15 protein-coding genes and 1 riboswitch are annotated in these 18,003 nt (G+C 46.6%); of the genes, 8 read left to right on the top strand and 7 right to left on the bottom strand.

What is annotated here, in order from left to right; all coding sequences use genetic code 11:
* Positions 1-65: 65 nt before the first annotated feature.
* The 5 genes from FEM33_RS16230 to FEM33_RS16210 form a co-directional block, all read right to left on the bottom strand.
* Positions 66-1,136 (bottom strand): phytase, encoded by a 1,071-nt coding sequence (locus tag FEM33_RS16230; protein WP_139013056.1) that lies wholly within the window; start codon positions 1,134-1,136, stop codon positions 66-68.
* Between the two features lie 84 nt (positions 1,137-1,220).
* Positions 1,221-4,055 (bottom strand): TonB-dependent receptor, encoded by a 2,835-nt coding sequence (locus tag FEM33_RS16225; RefSeq protein ID WP_139013055.1) that lies wholly within the window; start codon positions 4,053-4,055, stop codon positions 1,221-1,223.
* Positions 4,056-4,207: 152 nt separating this feature from the next.
* Entirely contained in the window at positions 4,208-5,056 is an 849-nt protein-coding gene (locus FEM33_RS16220) for a UDP-2,3-diacylglucosamine diphosphatase (protein WP_139013054.1), read from the bottom strand.
* Positions 5,057-5,119: 63 nt separating this feature from the next.
* Positions 5,120-7,138: a polyphosphate kinase 1 gene (ppk1, locus tag FEM33_RS16215; RefSeq protein ID WP_139013053.1), complete on the bottom strand. Its 2,019-nt coding sequence runs from the start codon at positions 7,136-7,138 to the stop codon at positions 5,120-5,122.
* Between the two features lie 449 nt (positions 7,139-7,587).
* A complete protein-coding gene (locus FEM33_RS16210) occupies positions 7,588-7,890 on the bottom strand; it encodes a hypothetical protein (RefSeq protein ID WP_139013052.1) in 303 nt (100 codons plus the stop codon).
* Between the two features lie 210 nt (positions 7,891-8,100).
* Positions 8,101-8,196, top strand: a riboswitch (TPP riboswitch).
* A 68-nt stretch (positions 8,197-8,264) separates the two neighbouring features.
* On the opposite strand from FEM33_RS16210, the gene thiS reads away from it, so the two are divergent.
* From thiS to FEM33_RS16175, 7 genes are all read left to right on the top strand, one after another.
* A complete protein-coding gene (gene thiS / locus FEM33_RS16205; RefSeq protein ID WP_139013051.1) occupies positions 8,265-8,468 on the top strand; it encodes a sulfur carrier protein ThiS in 204 nt (67 codons plus the stop codon).
* Between the two features lie 56 nt (positions 8,469-8,524).
* Positions 8,525-9,157, top strand: a complete 633-nt coding sequence (locus tag FEM33_RS16200; RefSeq protein ID WP_139013050.1) for a thiamine phosphate synthase — start codon at positions 8,525-8,527, stop codon at positions 9,155-9,157.
* The gene (locus FEM33_RS16195; RefSeq protein ID WP_139013049.1) at positions 9,154-9,777 is read left to right on the top strand and encodes a thiamine phosphate synthase; all 624 of its coding nucleotides are present in this window, start codon (positions 9,154-9,156) and stop codon (positions 9,775-9,777) included. The genes FEM33_RS16200 and FEM33_RS16195 overlap by 4 nt, the downstream gene beginning before the upstream one ends.
* Positions 9,771-10,541, top strand: coding sequence for a thiazole synthase (locus FEM33_RS16190; RefSeq protein ID WP_139013048.1), 771 nt, complete (start codon positions 9,771-9,773; stop codon positions 10,539-10,541). Before FEM33_RS16195 ends, FEM33_RS16190 begins: the two co-directional genes overlap by 7 nt.
* Positions 10,528-11,640: a 2-iminoacetate synthase ThiH gene (gene thiH, locus FEM33_RS16185; RefSeq protein WP_139013047.1), complete on the top strand. Its 1,113-nt coding sequence runs from the start codon at positions 10,528-10,530 to the stop codon at positions 11,638-11,640. Before FEM33_RS16190 ends, thiH begins: the two co-directional genes overlap by 14 nt.
* A gap of 192 nt (positions 11,641-11,832) precedes the next feature.
* A complete protein-coding gene (locus FEM33_RS16180; RefSeq protein ID WP_139013046.1) occupies positions 11,833-12,174 on the top strand; it encodes a hypothetical protein in 342 nt (113 codons plus the stop codon).
* A gap of 424 nt (positions 12,175-12,598) precedes the next feature.
* On the top strand, positions 12,599-13,606 hold the full coding sequence (locus FEM33_RS16175; RefSeq protein WP_139013045.1) for an SDR family oxidoreductase: 1,008 nt from the start codon (positions 12,599-12,601) through the stop codon (positions 13,604-13,606).
* Positions 13,607-13,748: 142 nt separating this feature from the next.
* On the opposite strand, the gene FEM33_RS16170 is transcribed toward FEM33_RS16175, so the two are convergent.
* Together FEM33_RS16170 and FEM33_RS16165 are read right to left on the bottom strand one after the other, a co-directional pair.
* Positions 13,749-14,126: a DUF983 domain-containing protein gene (locus tag FEM33_RS16170; protein WP_139013044.1), complete on the bottom strand. Its 378-nt coding sequence runs from the start codon at positions 14,124-14,126 to the stop codon at positions 13,749-13,751.
* A 176-nt stretch (positions 14,127-14,302) separates the two neighbouring features.
* Positions 14,303-15,184 (bottom strand): helix-turn-helix domain-containing protein, encoded by an 882-nt coding sequence (locus tag FEM33_RS16165; RefSeq protein WP_139013043.1) that lies wholly within the window; start codon positions 15,182-15,184, stop codon positions 14,303-14,305.
* A 360-nt stretch (positions 15,185-15,544) separates the two neighbouring features.
* Between FEM33_RS16165 and FEM33_RS16160 the strand changes: the two genes are divergently transcribed.
* On the top strand, positions 15,545-17,965 hold the full coding sequence (locus FEM33_RS16160) for a TonB-dependent receptor (RefSeq protein ID WP_229214271.1): 2,421 nt from the start codon (positions 15,545-15,547) through the stop codon (positions 17,963-17,965).
* The last annotated feature ends 38 nt before the right edge of the window (positions 17,966-18,003 follow it).

Raw genomic sequence — 18,003 nt, 5'->3', positions numbered from 1 at the left:
AATAAATAGCCGTATTTTATTTCCGGAAAGTTGTTAGCACGTAAATACTCCCGAAAAAGTAAGTGCTATTTGTGATTGCCGATGATATCTTCCCAACGGTAATAATGAAAAACCTTGCCTTCCGACATCACTACGAACAGGCCTTTCGGGAACTGCGGCAGAATGGGTGTGCTGGTGACCTCGGAACCGTCACTCTGATGGGCGGCTACCTTTACAATTTTCACCAGCGGATGCATGTTCGGATTATTCGCTTCCCCTTCGCGCCTGAAAATATGGAACTGGTCGGCACCCTGATCTGAAATCAGGATAAATCCGGTTTTCGGTCCTGTTTTGTAAATGGAAATTCCTTCGTTGTCTTCTGTAAAACCTTTGTTCGGAATCAGTGCAAGCTGTTTGTCCGCACTATCCGGATCGGCATGGTACTTGCGTACGCCCACTTGCTCGTCGGAATAATAAACAAACCCCAGTTCGTTATCTACGGCGATGGATTCTATTTCCTTTTTGCCGCTGTATTTTCCAAACTTGCGCACAACCGTGCCTTTTACATTTCCTGTTCCGTCGTCCTGCAGGCGGTATTGCCAGAGGTACCCGTCGGCCGGGCCGGTCTTGCGGCCTACAATTGCGAAAATGGCCTTGTCGGACGGACGTGTATAAAGCGAAATCCCCATCGGTGCCTGCATGGAATCACCTTTAAAAACTTCAATGCCGCCATTGTCAACAGCTTTCATGTCGGGCAAAGAAAAAATGCGTATCCGGTTGGCTTCCCGCTCTGTTACTACGGCGATATCCACGGTCTTTCCGCCGAGCGTGAGTCCGTATGCGATGTCTACGTTATTGGGTCGTTTGAGGTTTCTTACCACTTTGTCATTCAGAACTTTGCCTTTCATATCATAAACATACAATGCGCCATCCTGATCTTTGTCCGTCCCGATGATGAGGCTTCCGGAAGGGTTCGCCTGGTTAAGCCAGATGGCAGGATCATCCGTGTCATGTACAACGGAATCGGTGATAACCACTGGCTGTACAACAGTGCTGTCTGCTGCCGGTTTCGAATCGGCCGTTTTTCCGGAGTTCTGACGGTTGCAGGCGGTTAATGCCAGAATAAAAAGGATTGTACTTACTGAAAATGACTGCATGCTTTTTGGGGATAAATACTAAAAATCGTCTGCCCGGTTTTCCGGACAGACGGGTCTGTTTTCTTTTGATTAATTTTTGAGAACCTATTTGGTAAGGTCAAATTTAAGGCCCAGGTTAAATCTCGGACGATAATATTCCGCCTGAACGGTTCTGGATGAAATGCTCTGGTAATAACGCAGCGGCTGGTTTGTCAGGTTGTTTGCTTCTGCAAAAAGCCGGAGGTTTTTGGTAATTTTAAATGCGGCGTTTGCATCCAGAAAAAACTGTTTGTCATAATAAATATCGTCAAAATCGCTTCCGCCCAGTGCATCCAGGTAAGCAGCGGTATAGTTGGCCGAAACACGCGCCGTAAAACGCTTGTCTTCCCACGAAAGGGACGCATTGAACATGTGCGGCGCGGTTCCCGGCAGCGTCACATTGGTGCGGGCTTCGCCGTCTTCATTGTAAACGCCGTCGGCAAAAGATTTGGTAAAGGTATAATTGGCATAAATCCCGAAGTTTTTCAAAAAGCCGGGAAGGAAATCCAGCTGACGCTGAAATGCCAGTTCAAAGCCGAAGACGTTCACGTTTTCACCGTTGCGCGATTGGAAAAAATCCCATTGTTCACCGGCTGCAACCGGGTTCGTGCTGCCCGGAAAATCATTTGCAAAGTCGGCTGTGGTGTACTGCTGGTTCCGGTATGTGTAGATGAAGTTTTTCAGGTTTTTATAAAACACCCCGCCTGAAATCAGACCGACCGATTCAAAATAGTTTTCAGCCATGAAATCATAGTTCCATGAATAAGTAGCTTTCAGGTCCGGATTTCCCGCCCTGATTTCCTTGTCGCCCGGAATGGTGCTCAGGGTAGGGGCGAGGGCATAGTAATTGGGACGCGCCAGTGCCGTAGTGGCCGCAGCTCTCAGGATAAAGTTTTCAGTTGCGTTGTACTTGAAGGAAAGATTGGGCATTACGTTCAGGTAACTGTTTTTGACGTTACGCTGTCCAGTCAGTTCTTCTTCGTCCAGAATGACGTTTCCGGTATAATCAATGCCCGTATTTTCCAGTCTGGCACCGAGGATCATCGTCAGTTTGTCTGTAAAATCCTGGTCCCAGCGCACGTAACCCGCCACGATGTTTTCATTTGCATGGTAATTGACGCCAAGGTATTCACTCGGCACAGCTTCCGACTCGAAAAGGGCAGTATTCGTAAGATTCAGTCCGCCCAGAAAACTTTTGCTGGCAAATACACCCGGAATCAGGTGCGATCCGGCTTGGAAATTATTGCCGGCCCAGTTTACGGTTCCGGTGCTTCCAAGGTTACTGATCTCATCTTCATTTACAGGTGAATACTCGTAGAAGATATTGTCGCGGTCTTTGGTTTTCAGCCTCAGCCGGCCGCCCAGTCTCAATCGTCCTTTCCGGCCTTCGATTACAGAAAACGGAAAGCGCACATTTACTTTGGCTCCGAGTTCGGTTTCTTTGGTAAAATCATGGTTTTCGGAAATTTCCTGAAGTCCCAATGCAAGCGGGTCCGAATCGGTTGCTGTAAAAAGCGGCGCGCGGCTGTTGCCGTTGTAAATCAGTGCATTTCCGCCTTCACGGAAGTTGATATAACGCTCGTTCGGACGGTCTTCACTCGCCGTGGAATAGCTTACACTCCAGTCCAGGTCCACTTTCGGGCCCAGCAAATGGTCGCCTTTCAGTGAATAATTCTGTACGCGCTGGTCTTCCAGTCTTGAACCGTTGTTACGGCTGTTGTCGATCCCGCCTTTGGTCTGTCTTCCAATGCGGCCCTCAAAACCTGTAATCTGATTGTCGTCATTGTATACCGGTTCAATATTGTCAATCCGCAGGCGGTACCGGTTTTCACGGTCGTCGCGCCAGTTGTACATCGCATTGGCCGTTATGGTGCTGTTCTTGCCCAGCTTGAAATCAAATGCTGCGGACAGGCTTCTTCTGATCCTCTGGACATCGTATTTCCTGATATCGCTTTCATTGATATAAACATTTCCGAAATCATCTTTGGCCCAGGAAGCTTCTACATCGTCGGAACCGTAATTGTTGTTGTTGTACGATCCGCTCAGAACCATTCCGATCTTACTTTTCGCAAAACGGTTGGCATATACAAACCCGCCGGTATACAGCGCTTTGCCGCGGATCGGGTTCAGGCCCCCGGAAAGTGTTCCTGAAAAACGCTGGCCGTTTGGTGCCGAGCGCGTGATCAGATTGACCGAACCGCCGATGGCATCCGCATCCATATCCGACGTAAGCGTTTTGTTGACTTCAATCGTCGAGATCATATCCGACGGGATCAGGTCCATTTGCACTCGGCGGTTATCGCCTTCTGCCGACGGAATGCGGTCACCGTTCATGGTGACGGAATTGAGTTCCGGTGCAAGTCCGCGTATGATAATATTTCTTGCTTCGCCCTGATCATTCTGCATCGTGACGCCCGAAACGCGCTTTAACGCGTCGCCAATGTTGGCATCCGGAAAACGTCCGACCTGATCCGATGAAATGATGTTGCTGATGTTTTCATTGTTGCGCTGCTGGTTAAGTGCCCGCGCCTGTCCTTTGAGCCTGTCGCCCAGTACGACCACTTCTTTCATGTCCAGACCGCCTTCCTGCATCACAAGAATTACTGAAGCATTCTGGCCTGCCTCCAATGTTATGTCCTGAAAATAGTTCTGATAGCCGATGTAAGTAGCTTCCAGTTTGTAAGTGCCGGGCGCCACGTTGAGGAACTCGAACTTGCCGTGCACATCCGAAATGGTATACTGGTTGCCGGGTGTGATTTTCAGCGTTGCACCGGGAAGGGACAATTTCTGCGCATCCATAATGCTTCCGGTAATCAATCCTTTCTGGCCAAATGCTGAAATGCTCAACAGCAATGCAAACAGCAGCGTCAGCTGAGACTTTGGCAGTAAAACTTTTTTCATAACTTCTTTTTTGATTCAGCCACAAAGGTCTCCGTGAGGTGTTACCATTGTGCTAACCAAATGTTATGAAATCGTTAAGGAAAGCTCGCAACGTATATGAAGCGTTTTTCCGGGCAGTATGAAAGGATTTAAGTAATGAAGCTTACGGATATTTACCTGAATATGCCTGTGAATGCAACCATTCGTCCGGCTTCCGGAAAATGCTCGTGGCCGGTTTTTGTGTCAGGTCCGGTGTTTTTGCCTTTTGGCTCAAGTTGTTGCTGACCGTAATGAAGCAGGCTCCAGTTTCCGTCGAAATCCTCGACCAGCGCGCTCATGGTCTCCACCCAGTCGCCCGAGTTCATGTATCTGATCCCGTTTATTTCACGGATTGCAGGATGATGGATATGGCCGTAGATTACGCCGTCACAATTTTTTGCCCTGGCCAGCTCGGTGAGTTTTTCTTCGAAATCGGTCATGTAATTCACCGCCATCTTTACTGAATGCTTGATGCGCTGCGACAACGAAAAGTAGGGCAGGCCGCGGTATTCCCGGTATCTATTGTAAAATTTATTCAGCATCAGCAAAAAAGTATAGCCGATGTCGCCCAGATAAGCCAGCCATTTCAGGTGCGTTGTAACGGAATCAAAAACATCGCCGTGCGTGATGTAAAAGCGCTTGTCGCCGGAATGAAGAATGTAGTCCTTTCTGATCTGGAAATGCTTTCCAAGGCGCAGCGGTACAACCTGATCCAGAAAATCGTCATGGTTTCCGCGTATGTAAATGACCTTGGTTTTATCGTTTTCGATCATTTTCAGCACCCTTTTGAAAAAGAGCGTATGCTTTCTTTTCCAGGTACCGTATTTTTTCAGCTGCCATGCATCAATAATGTCACCGTTCAGGATGAGTTTTTTGCAGGAGTACCTTTTAAGGAAACTGGTTACTTCATCCGCCTTTGCAGCACTGGCGCCCAGGTGTAAATCGGAAATGATGATCGTTTGAAAACTTGTTGCATGTGTCATGCCACAAATATTCTTATTTCATATTACCCAGATATGATGCACACGTTATCAGATAGTTAACTTTCAGCTATTCATTTCCGACAAAAGCTTGTAAATGGCTTCCTGCGACCGGATGCCGTCCTGGGAAACTTTCAGCGGAACATTTTTCAGGTCTTTATCAATGCGGACGGCCTGCAGCGTATCTTCCCACTGCATGGAAACGATCTGCATGATCTCTTTTTTGAGTTTTTCATCATAAACCGGAAAACTGACTTCGATGCGTTTGTAGATATTGCGGTTCATCCAGTCCGCCGAACCCATGTACACTTCATGATCGCCGCCGTTGGTAAAAATGAAAATACGCCCGTGTTCCAGAAAACGGTCCACAATCCGCTTCACCGTAATGTTTTCGCTCTGGCCGGCAACGCCCGGCACCAGCCGGCATATGCTTCGGACAATCAGGTTGATTTTTACGCCCGCATTGGACGCTTCATAAAGTCTGTTGATCAATACTTCTTCTTCCAGATTGTTCAGTTTGATGGTTACCCCGCTTTTCAGGCCGTTTTTGGCATTGACGATTTCGCGGTCCAGCAACTGCAGAAATTTGATCTGAAGGTTGAACTGTGCAACGAGCAGATGGTGAAATGAAAGCTTGTCGGTTATCTCCGGCCTCTTCTTTTTACTTAAAAACCGAAACAGCTTTTTCACCTCTTTCAGCATCGGCTGGTGTGCCGTCAGTAAGATATGATCCGTATAAAACCGGGCTGTGCCTTCGTTCAGGTTGCCCGTAGCGAGCAGACCGAGCAGCGGAAACTCGGCGTGCCTTCTTTTTACCAGTGCAAGTTTTGCATGTACTTTTATGGAGTTGACGCTGTGCACGATCCTTACGCCCGCCGCTTTCATTTTTTTCGACCAGCGGATGTTATTGGCTTCGTCAAACCTGGCTTTCAGCTCCACAAGGACTACGACCTTTTTGCCGTTTTTGGCCGCGCTGATCAGTGCAAGCGCGATTTTGGAATCATGCGCAACGCGGTACATGGTTGTATACACTTCCTCCACTTCCGGATCAATGGCGGCTTCGTTGAAAAACCTTAATATGGTATCGTAGGTCTGGTAAGGCGCATGCACCATCAGATCCTGCCTCGCCATGGTGTCAAATAAGGTTGTATACTGATCGATTCCGCCCAGTTTGCGGATCATTGGCCATTCGGGATAAGCATGCAGCTGATTTTTAACGGGCAATGAAGCAAGGTCTTTGGAGTTATGGTATTTCCCGCCCTGCAGTACGGACGCATGTCTCAGTTCAAATATATCAATAATGGTTTCCAGATGGTGCGGCGGCAAACCGGGCTCATACAAGAAGCGGGTAGGCAGTCCGTATTTTCGTTTGCGGAGCTGCCTTTCCAGGATTTCCGTCATATCCGGACCTTCATCGTCCAGCAGATCCAGTTCGGCATCCCGGTTTACCTTTATGTTGTACGATTCAATATGCGCGGCTTTTGGAAAGAGGCTCTTTAAATTCTGTTTGATGATTTCATCCAGAAAAATAACGTAATCTTCACCGTCAAGCCTGAATTTTACAAAGCGGTCCAGATTGTCAGTCGGGATATTGACTACGGCCAGATGTTCCTGCTCATCCTCGTTTTTGTAAATGACAAGAATATAAAGCATATCGTTTTCCAGAAAAAAGGAACTGTGTTCTTTCAGCAAAACAGGCTGTAAAAGTCCGGCAACCTGACAATAAAAGTACTCGGTTGTCTGCGCAAAAAGGTTTTCAGGGATTTTTTCCTGATAACAGAAATGAATGCCGGCCTGGCGCAGTTCGGGAATAATAAATTCATTCAATGTTTTTCCAAACCGGTCTTGCTGGCTGCTGATAATTTCCGTTGCCTGATCATATATACTGTTTTGTGAATCCTGCTGCTTGTTCCTCAGCATCACCGGCATGCGTACCCGGTAAAATTCATCCAGATTGGATGAAAAAATGGACAGAAACTTGATCCTTTCCATCAGCGGTACCCTTTCGTTTGAGGCTTCCATCAAAACGCGCTCGTTAAAAGAAAGCCAGCTCAGGTCACGGTTGAAATAAGTATACTTTTTCATCAGGGATAATTGGTTTGTTCAGCAATACGGATTCATGAAAAGGATAGGTGCGGGTTTGACGGGATTTTATTTCAGGATTAATGCAATTCTTTCAGCTTGCCATTTTGCTTTTTAATTATCTGGTCATCGGATGTCAGTTTAATTAAAAAATCAGGGAAGCAACATTGCCTTGCGAAATGTACATCCCTGGCCGGTTATGGATCAGATTATAACGAGTAAGCATTTCCCGGTAAAAATCGCGCCAGAGAAATGCTTATGGATCAGATTCAGGATCATCAGGGAAAAAACAGCCGGCCTCCGGACTGGATTTTAATCCATTCCAGAAGCCAGTGAACTACGATGCCGGCCAGGATCAGCAGTGACACCCGTTTTGTATTTCTTTTCATAAACGGTCAGGGGTTTAGCGATAAACTTTGAATGATGTTCACTTCCTGATTTCCGGAACATATTCAGGATACCAGCGCCTGACTGCTCAGTTGTCTGTATTCCTTAATGGCTTTTCTGACCTGTTTTTCCGTTATGCCGCTGTACTGGTACTGCAGCATGCTGCACTGATCGGGATCCAGCCTTTTCAGCTTCCAGAACTGGGGATGTGTTTCTGTAATGGGAAGGTGGAAATCATTTTCCCGGGGATCTTTGATCAGTACTTCAATTTTGATTCCGCTTTTTGTAAAAGCCGGCGAATGTTCCTCACTTACAATGACTTTGGCTTCACGTCCTGCTGCCAGGCTATATATTTTTTCCAGTTTCATTTCTGATCTTTTACTTTAAAACACAAATTTATACAATGAAGTATACGCAGCTAAGGGCTTAACAATATGATAATTTTGGGCATTCTTTTTCCATTCATGAACTCCTTAAAAGCCAGTATAATGAAGCGGTTCCATGCAGTCCGGTTTTTTGTTGCGGGTTGGATATCCTGAATTAATATTTTTTAAAATCCGGTTTTAGGAATAGCTTTACATCCACTTTAGGGGTGTCCCGGATGCGGACTGAGATAATACCCTTTGAACCTGATGCAGCCAGTACTGCCGGTAGGGAAAAGTAAAAGATACTTTCACGGTATCTTTATCAATCTTTCACAAGGTCCATTCCTGAAGTTTTTTTTCATCAAAATTCATTCAGAATGGAAATCAGCATTAATCAGCAGCGTACGGAAATCCCCGAGCATTTTTCAGTTGAAGAACTTTTGAACATGCTGTTTACAGGTTCCGCTTCCGGCATGGCCATTGCCATCAACCAGGCCATTATTCCCAGAAAACAATGGCCCGTTCACATGCTCCGTCCGGACGATAAAATCATTCTGATCAAGGCTACACAAGGCGGGTAAACCGAAAAGGAATTACCGGACGCGAGGAAAATTATCAAAACGGAACATCATGTAAAATGAAGCTGATCATTATTACCGGCCCGGAATTTATTCCGGATGAAGCCAAGATTATCAATCATCTTTTCCGGAACGGCATGGCCTGTTTGCATGTCCGCAAACCGGAAAGTAACGAAGCGGAATTAAGCGCATTGCTGGAACAGATCGATCCCGGTTTTCTTGGCAAAACGGCCATTCACCAGCATCACCAACTGGCAGAAAAATTCGGGATCAAAAGACTGCATCTTACAGAACAAAACCGGATGCAGACCTCGCCGGATCAGCTTGAATTGTTTATTGAAAAAAAGTTTGTTCTGAGTACTTCGGTTCACCATGTGATTGACATCGGTAAGCTTTCTCCGCATTTCAGCTACACATTTTTCGGGCCGGTATTTGACAGTATTTCAAAGAAAGGGTACCACACTTCATTGCCGGATCCCTTTTATTTTGATAAAGCGTTGAAGAAAATTCCGGTGATCGGGCTGGGCGGAGTGGATATAACAAACCTTGAAAAAGCAAAAAAAATGAATCTGGACGGCGTAGCGGTTTTAGGTGCTTTATGGCAAAACCCTGCGCATGCAGCAGCGCATTTTATAAGCCTGCAAAAGGAAATGGAACAGCTTAGTGAAATTAATTGCCAACCTGAAAAATGATAGACAAACTGCAATTTATATCCAGTGAAAGCAGCGGCATAACGCACATCGACAGCATACAAAATGCGCTGGAAGCCGGCTGCCGATGGATACAGCTGCGCATTAAAAACCAGCCTGCGGAAGTTGTTTTACAAATTGCTTATGAAGCTCAAAACCTTTGTAAACGCTATCAGGCCAAACTGATCATCAATGACTATGCGTCCGTTGCCAAAGCGGTAAATGCTTACGGCCTGCACCTGGGCCTGAGTGATATGCCGATTCCAGCTGCAAGAAAAATCACAGGAAGCAACACGATCATTGGCGGCACGGCCAATACGCTGGACGACATTTTAAACCGGATAAAAGAAGGAGCCGATTACGTAGGTTTGGGCCCGTTCCGTTTTACCCCGACCAAACAGAATCTCAGTCCGGTTCTGGGCCTGGAAGGATATAAAAGCCAGATGGAAATGCTCCGGCAGCTCGGCTACGCGGTTCCTGTAATTGCCATCGGCGGCATTACTGCGGAAGACATTCCGGAAATTCTGGAAACGGGCATTTACGGGGTGGCCATGTCGGGCGCCATTCAGCTTGCCGAAAACAAGAAAGATCTGATCAGTACCATAAATAATTTACTATGTTGAAAATAGCAGACAAGGAATTTTCGTCGCGTCTTTTTACCGGAACCGGAAAGTTCAGTTCATTGCCGTTGATGCAGGAAGCGTTGTTTGCTTCTGAATCCGAACTGGTTACGGTTGCGTTGCGGCGAGTGGATGTAAACAACCGGAAGGACGATTTACTGTCGTACCTTAAGCATCCGAGAATAAATTTACTGCCCAATACTTCCGGCGTACGAACGGCGAAAGAAGCTGTTTTTGCGGCACAGCTTGCAAGGGAAGCGCTGGAAACAAACTGGCTGAAACTGGAAATCCATCCGGACCCCAAATACCTCATGCCCGATGCGGTTGAAACCTTGCTGGCTACCGAAGAACTGGCCAAAGCAGGTTTTATCATTTTGCCTTACATCCACGCGGACCCTGTTTTGTGCAAGCGCCTTGAAAATGCAGGAGCTGCTGCGGTCATGCCGCTGGGTTCTCCGATCGGCAGCAACAAAGGACTGAAAACCATTGACTTTCTGGAAATCATCATCGAACAAAGTACTATTCCGGTCATTGTCGATGCCGGCATCGGTTCGCCTTCGGATGCTGCCCGGGCCATGGAAATCGGCGCGGATGCCGTGCTGGTGAATACGGCCATTGCTGTTTCCGAAAATCCGGTGCAAATGGCCAGCGCTTTTAAAATGGCCGTGGAAGCAGGCAGGATGGCTTTTATGGCCAGACTTGCAAAACAGGAAAATTACGCTGTTGCCAGCAGTCCCTTAACCGCCTTTCTGGATGAAGAATTTTAAAGATTTGTTTGAAACATACCATTGGGACGAGGCGAAGGAAAGCATTTATTCCAAGACAAAAAACGACGTAGAGCAAGCGCTGAATTCGCCCAAACGAACACTGGAAGATTTCAAGGCGCTTGTTTCTCCTGCTGCGGCTCCGTACCTGGAACCCATGGCTCAGCTCAGTCACAGACTTACGCAGAAGCGTTTTGGCAAAACGGTGCAGTTGTTCATTCCGCTTTATCTTTCCAACGAATGCACGAATATCTGTACCTATTGCGGGTTCAGTCTGGACAATAAGGTGAAAAGGCGGACCCTGACGGAAAACGAAATCCTGCAGGAAGTGGCGGTAATCAAAAAAATGGGTTACGAGCACGTACTGCTGGTTACGGGCGAGGCCAATCAGACCGTGCACGTGGAATATTTCAAAAAAGTACTGAAACTCATCCGGCCTTTTTTCGCTCAGGTTTCGATGGAAGTGCAGCCGCTGGACACCGATGAATATACCGAGCTGATCCCGCTGGGGCTCACGTCCGTTCTGGTTTATCAGGAAACCTATCATAAGGCGGATTACAGAAAGCATCATCCGAAGGGAAAGAAATCCAGCTTTGATTACCGGCTCGAAACGCCGGACAGGCTTGGGCGCGCCGGGATCAATAAAATGGGACTGGGTGTTCTGATCGGTCTGGAAGACTGGCGTACGGACAGTTTCTTCACCGCATTGCATCTTCATTATCTCGAACGAACATACTGGCAGACGCGTTACAGTCTGTCATTTCCGCGTCTTCGGCCATTTTCAGGCGGATTGCAGCCGAAAATGGAAATGAACAACAGAGAACTGGTCCAGTTGATCTGTGCCTACCGCCTGTTTAATGAAGAACTCGAAATTTCCTTGTCGACAAGGGAAACCGAACAGTTCAGAAATCATTGCGTGCCATTGGGAATTACTTCCATTAGCGCCGGTTCCAGAACAAATCCGGGCGGATATGCCGTTGAACCCGGTTCGCTGGAGCAGTTTGAAATTTCAGACGAACGCAGCTCGCTGGAAATCGCGGAAATGATCCGGGCAAAAGGTTATGAGCCGGTCTGGAAAGACTGGGACAAAGTACTTCAGTAAAGGTTAAATGGCTACAGATCAAATATTTATTTACATTTTAAAACTATTTATTTAACGTAAATGCTGCCAAAACGATCATTGGGCGAATGCATTCACCTTTTTTCAATTTTGTAATAAAAACGCAGGTCTTTATGCATTGATTTTGGTATAATAATTTGATAGTCTTACACAAAAATAATACTATCTAAAATTATGGACTCGATAAGAATGTACCTCGACCTGATTTACGACGATGATCAGACAGTGCTATTTGATGATGAGATTTTGAATGACTTTGCCGGATCTTATATCGTGTTCGATCACGAACTGGTACCGCAGGCCGGTGACATTGTAAACCTGGAAAAGGCTGAGATACACAATGCCCCCAATTACTGGTATAAAAAAGACAGCGAAGAATATCATGCAACCCTAGCCGTTCTGAGAAGAGACTGGAAAGTTGACTACATTGAATTTTCCGGTAACTGCATCATCATTCATCTGGTTTTTAATACGAACCATAATAACGCGATGAAAATCATGCTGCCCAAGTACTGATTCGGTCAAACCGCATTAGCTGCGGCTGCAGAAGCCGTCTGAATTTACCCGTTAACCATTTCTTTTCCGCTTCCGGAAATCTAAAACCGCTGTACCTGTATTCTTGTAACCTGTGCAATGATTTACAGAACAAGAGGATTGTAATTATTCAAGAATTAAATTATAATATACTAATATTCAGGCACTAAGCATAAAGTTGGCTTGGCAATGAATTCATCAGATGCGGGAATTATAAGCAGGATCAAGAAAAAGATTCTACAATTAAAACCCTGTTTCCGTCCAAACAGCCGATGGCATAATATCTGAATGTGTTGTCTCAGTAAAACAAATCCATCAACGGTTGAATCCTGAAAAATGAGTCAGTCAGATCGATTATCGCTTTCAGGTTTCAGTCAGACATGGCAAATTATTAAATGTAGTTATCATGAGTGAAGAAAATATCATCAGCAGACGTAAAGTACTGGATCAGATCGGAGCAGGTTTCGCCGTGGCAGCCGTTGCACCGGTTATATCCGTACAGGCAGCGACAAACAACACGGTTTCTGATCCTGTAAAACTGGTAGATCCGGTCAGCAAATATCCCAAGCCTCCATACAAGGAACAAACGCAGCCATGGCCCGGATTGGGCAGCAAAATGGATCCGGTTCCTGATCATGGTGAAAAAAGTTATAAAGGTTCAGGCCGTTTGACAGGCCGCAAAGCATTGATCACCGGAGGCGACTCGGGTATCGGCCGTGCAGCCGCCATTGCTTACGCCCGCGAAGGCGCAGATGTAGCCATCAATTATCTGCCGGATGAAGAGCCGGATGCACGTGAAGTCATTGCGCTGATCAAGGCGGAAGGCCGCAAAGCCATTGCCATTCCCGGTGACTTGCGTGACGAAGCATTTTGTCAGAAACTGGTTGCAGATGCGGTAAAAGGTTTGGGCGGACTGGATATTCTGGTAAGCAACGCGGCAAGACAACAATCGCATCCGTCTATTCTGGATATTTCCACCGAGCAGTTTGACTGGACCATGAAGACCAATATCTATGCTCCTTTCTGGATTATCAAGGCAGCGTTGCCGCATCTGCAGCCGGGTTCATCCATTATCGGAACAACGTCGGTACAGGCTTATGATCCTTCTGAAAATCTGTATGATTACGCACAAACAAAGGCTGCAACGGTAAGTTATGTCAAGTCACTTGCCAAGCAGCTGGGGCCAAAAGGCATCCGGGTAAACGGTGTTTCACCCGGCCCGATCTGGACGCCATTGCAGGTCAGTGGCGGACAGACCATGGAAAAACTTAAAAATTTCGGTGGCGATACGCCGATCGGCAGGGCAGGGCAGCCGGCAGAGCTGGGTTCTATTTTTGTCCAGCTTGCAGCCAATGACGCCAGCTTTTCCACAGGCCAGATATACGGCGCTGCGGGCGGAAGCGGCCAGCCTTGATCCCAATCATAAAAAAAGCTGCCATGTCAATAAAAGGTGACATGGCAGCTTTTTTTATTAATTTCTTGATATTACGTATATACCAGCAAGTTAACCTGTAACATCGCACATTTTACTTCTCACACGGAGCATCTCACAATCCTCACCGTTCCGTGCGCGCCTCAGGTGCAATAAACAAAGCCAGCCATGAACGTCTTGCCAGTCTGTAAAAGTAAGGCGTCAGAATAATCAGAACCGGAATAATACTGATCAGAAAGTAATCCAGATAGGCTTCAAAGAAATGAACGAACACCAAAAAATAAATGAGCATAAAGATCACATAAAAAGCATAGCTCATGTATAACGCACCCTGATAAAAACCGGGTTCCGGAACAAGATTTTCCCCGCAATGCGTACATTGCCTGTTCATCTTGTCAAAATTTTTCAAATTGTATGCACTTTTGGTAATAAAGAAATCTCCTGCGCCGCAGCGCGGACATTTGTTGAAAAGAACTGTATATAACCGATTGGGAGCCGACATATCAAAAAGTGATTTCTCACCCGTTTAAGGACTGTTAATGATGTACAAAATTGCAATAAACCGCAGGATGGATCACGATACCAATAATGCCTTTTATGGTATTAATCAACGATCCCGGTTTTTATGCACGCATTGATCCCGGTTTTCATGCACGCATTGATTTCAGCCGGAACTGCCTATAACGGACTTTCACTGCGAAGGCTTTGCCTGAAAACTTCCGGCGTCATGCCGACTTCCTTTTTGAAGAATTTTGTAAAATAGGAATTATCACTGAAGTTCAGCTTGTATGCAATTTCCGACACGCTGAGATCCATGTTCACCAGAAGCCTTTTTGATTCCAGCAGCACCCTTTCCCGGATCAGTTTTCCGGCCTGCATGCCAAGATGTTCATTACAAAGCGCGTTCAGATGATTGGGTGTGATGTTGAGCAGTTCCGCGTACTCGCCCGGCAATCTCAGTTTAAGATAATGACGCTCAATAAGCGCCTGAAAATTCCTGATGACTGGATTTTTATGGAACAAAGTGCCGGCTTCCTGTCTGTCGTAATTGCCTTGTTCGGTATGGATGAAAATCTGCAACAGTAAAAGCCGGATCATGTCCTTGTCCAGAACAGAACCGGATTGTGCGTGCGTCAGCAGGTTTTCAAAAAGAGAAATGATGATGTCCTTTTTATCGGAACAGTCAATTACACTGCTTTGAGGGCGGCCGGTAAAAAATGAAAACGAATCGATGTAATCAGACCTCAGCAAAAATGACTTAAAGAATTCGGCTGAAAAATTGACAACAAAACCGTCTACTTTTCCTTCAAAATTCCAGGAATGCACTTGCCCGGGAATCATAAAGTAACTCTGGAAAGGCTTCACAAAAAACCGGTTGAAGTCGATCGTATGCCTGCCGGCTCCTTCGGTAAAAAATACCATATGATAGAAACTGTGCCGGTGCGGTGCCGCGAGGTTCAGATGCTGTTTCAGATACGGAGAAAACCGGCTGATCAGAATATCATCCCGGCCGTACTCCGAAAGCGAACATATATCAAATTTCGGTATTTCAGAATGCATGATCGGAAATGATAAATAAATGCTATACAAAACGGCTGCTGATTCCGGTCGTAATATTAAACATACTTTTCTGATCCTTAAAACGGCGGTTCTTTACCGACTCATGCCGGTTCCCGCACAAAACAGCCGCATGATCATACAACACGCTGAATTCCAGAATAAGTACAACTGGATTGTAATAGAAACTTCCGGCAAAAGGTCTTTTGTGACATCCGGCTAAGTGTTGTTGCTATTTAAATTAATTCTTAATAGAAATTTTATTTTTTGTATTCCTTGCTATCTTTGCCCCGATTAGAATTAATCTAAATAAATTATATGCATCGTTTTTATACTGCTCTTCTCATCCTCTGCTGCCTTTTTATGCAGGCAGCTTTTGCACAAACCCAGAATGGTACCATCAAAGGCCGTGTGAAAACCAGTGACGGCAAGCCGGCAGCGTACGTCAGCGTCGGCATTACGCACTCCAACAAAGGCACTACGACAGACGAAGATGGAAATTTTCTGTTAACGGATATCAAGCCGGGAAGCTACACCTTGAAGGTGTCATTTGTTGGGCTGCAAACGCAGGAACAACAGGTAAATGTGTCGGCCCGCGAGCGCATTCAGCGGGATTTTACACTGACGGAAAGTTCATCGCAGCTCAATGAAGTAATTGTTACAGGCGGCGCAAGCAGCAACAAGCCCGTTTCCCTTGGAAAAGCCGACATCCGGCCGCTGGATCTGCCGCAAAGTGTAGGCGTGATCCAGAGCAGGGTCATTGCCGATCAGCAGGCCGTCCGTCTGGGCGATGTGGTAAAAAACGTAAGCGGTGTTTCGCTGACACAAAGCCGCGGCGGCGTGGCAGAAACGTTCTCCGCACGCGGTTACAGCATCGGAATCGCAGGCTCGGGCGGAAGTATTTTCAAGAATGGTGTAATTTCCAATACGCAGGGATTTCCGGATGCCAGCACGCTGGAATCCATTGAAGTGCTGAAAGGAAGCTCTGCTTTGTTATACGGCAACGTTTCCGGCGGTGTAATCATCAATATGGTAACCAAAAAACCCGTTTTCGACTGGGGCGGTCAGGTTTCCATGCTGTTTGGTAGCTATGGTCAGTACAAACCGACTGTGGACGTTTACGGCCCGATTTCCAAAAAGCTGGCTTTCAGAGTAATCGGTACGCACGAGGATGCCAAAAGTTACCGCGATGTCGTCAATACCAACCGCACGTACATCAACCCGTCATTGCTTTACAAAATCAGCGACAAAACGGACGTTCTTTTACAGGTCGATTATCTTAAATCCAACCTTGTACCGGACGCCGGCGTAGGCATTCCCAACAATCGCATTACCGTTACCGAAGTGCCGGATGCACCGCGCAACCGTTTTATTTATCCCGCGTGGGCATTCAACAACACCAATCAGAAATCCGCCTTTGTGACAATTAATCACCGTTTCAACGACAGCTGGAAACTGACAGCCATCGGTTCGGCCCAGCATACGCGGGTGAACGGCTTTGGTGTAGGCGTTCCGACGACCATTGCTGCAAACGGCGACTGGAACCGTAATCTGAGCGCGGTAAGGTCCGGTGAAAACGATTATACCGGGCAAATCAACCTGAACGGCAACTTCAAAACGGCCGGCATCCAGCATCAGCTGCTTTTCGGAGCGGATTTTACGCGGATTGTGAGCGAGAACAATTCCTTCCGGTATACTTCTGCAAACGGCGTTGTGGGAACGGCCTACGACAAGATCAACATTTATGAGCCGGCCAGCTATTACCTCCGCACAGACATACCTTCGGTTGCCGATACAGCAAGAACAACTACGCCGCAAAACCGTCTGGGCATTTATGTACAGGACCTGATCAGCGTAACAAGCAAGTTCAAAGTACTGGCCGGCGTTCGCTGGTCGCATCAGAAAGCTTTCCAGACAACCATTTTCAATCAGGAAAAACAACAGGAAAGAAGAGGAACGGCGCCGGACAAATCGGATCATGCATTTTCACCCAAAGTTGCCCTGATTTATCAGCCGGTACAAACCAGTTCGGTTTATGCCAGTTATACCAACAATTTCACGATCAATTCCGGAACGGACATTTACGGGGACAATCTGAAACCTTCGATCATTAACCAGTACGAACTCGGTATGAAAAACGAGTTCCTGAACGGACGCGTTACAGCCAATGTAAGCGTTTACCGCATCCAGAACAGCAACTTTGCGCAAATGGCACTGGTCGATCAGAACGGCAATCCGAATACAAACAGCAACATCAAAGAGCTGAACGGCGAAACTACAAGCGATGGGTTTGAAGTGGATTTCAACGGTACACTTTCGAGAAATTTCTACTTTCTGGCCGGCTACGGATATAACTATATGCGTTACACCAACACTACGGGCATCGTTGGTTCACAGGTGGAAGGCGAACGTCTGATCAATAATCCTGCGCATACGGCCAACGGATCGGTGTTCTATACTTTTGACAAAGGCAGCGTAAAAGGTCTTAAACTCGGGGCTTCGGCATTCTATACGGGAAAAAGAATGGGCGGCAACAACAACGTGGTCGGACTGGAAGGCGGCCTGAACAATACGACACCGAACCTGACTTCGTACAATGCACAATTGCCGCTGACCGGTTTTTCAACTGTGGACCTGTCGGCCGGTTACAGCCTGCGTGGTGTGTCGCTGCTCGTGAAAGTTTCCAATATTTTCAATACCATGAACTATATTGTTCACGACCGTTACAGCATCAACCCGATTCCGCCGCGCATGTTTGCGGCAACGGTTTCCTACCGGTTCTGATATTTTCTGTTCTTTACAGCCGGAAAGGAAACAATCCT

Source organism: Dyadobacter flavalbus, assembly GCF_006149045.1.
Taxonomy (GTDB): domain Bacteria; phylum Bacteroidota; class Bacteroidia; order Cytophagales; family Spirosomataceae; genus Dyadobacter; species Dyadobacter flavalbus.
This window is presented reverse-complemented; position numbering and strand designations above follow the sequence as displayed.

Bases quoted from the DNA above. Each gene is read 5' to 3' on its own strand.
- FEM33_RS16230 (WP_139013056.1), bottom strand. From the start codon at position 1,136: ATGCAGTCATTTTCAGTAAGTACAATCCTTTTTATTCTGGCATTAACC.
- FEM33_RS16225 (WP_139013055.1), bottom strand. From the start codon at position 4,055: ATGAAAAAAGTTTTACTGCCAAAGTCTCAGCTGACGCTGCTGTTTGCA.
- FEM33_RS16220 (WP_139013054.1), bottom strand. From the start codon at position 5,056: ATGACACATGCAACAAGTTTTCAAACGATCATCATTTCCGATTTACAC.
- ppk1 (WP_139013053.1), bottom strand. From the start codon at position 7,138: ATGAAAAAGTATACTTATTTCAACCGTGACCTGAGCTGGCTTTCTTTT.
- FEM33_RS16210 (WP_139013052.1), bottom strand. From the start codon at position 7,890: ATGAAACTGGAAAAAATATATAGCCTGGCAGCAGGACGTGAAGCCAAA.
- thiS (WP_139013051.1), top strand. From the start codon at position 8,265: ATGGAAATCAGCATTAATCAGCAGCGTACGGAAATCCCCGAGCATTTT.
- FEM33_RS16200 (WP_139013050.1), top strand. From the start codon at position 8,525: ATGAAGCTGATCATTATTACCGGCCCGGAATTTATTCCGGATGAAGCC.
- FEM33_RS16195 (WP_139013049.1), top strand. From the start codon at position 9,154: ATGATAGACAAACTGCAATTTATATCCAGTGAAAGCAGCGGCATAACG.
- FEM33_RS16190 (WP_139013048.1), top strand. From the start codon at position 9,771: ATGTTGAAAATAGCAGACAAGGAATTTTCGTCGCGTCTTTTTACCGGA.
- thiH (WP_139013047.1), top strand. From the start codon at position 10,528: ATGAAGAATTTTAAAGATTTGTTTGAAACATACCATTGGGACGAGGCG.
- FEM33_RS16180 (WP_139013046.1), top strand. From the start codon at position 11,833: ATGGACTCGATAAGAATGTACCTCGACCTGATTTACGACGATGATCAG.
- FEM33_RS16175 (WP_139013045.1), top strand. From the start codon at position 12,599: ATGAGTGAAGAAAATATCATCAGCAGACGTAAAGTACTGGATCAGATC.
- FEM33_RS16170 (WP_139013044.1), bottom strand. From the start codon at position 14,126: ATGTCGGCTCCCAATCGGTTATATACAGTTCTTTTCAACAAATGTCCG.
- FEM33_RS16165 (WP_139013043.1), bottom strand. From the start codon at position 15,184: ATGCATTCTGAAATACCGAAATTTGATATATGTTCGCTTTCGGAGTAC.
- FEM33_RS16160 (WP_229214271.1), top strand. From the start codon at position 15,545: ATGCAGGCAGCTTTTGCACAAACCCAGAATGGTACCATCAAAGGCCGT.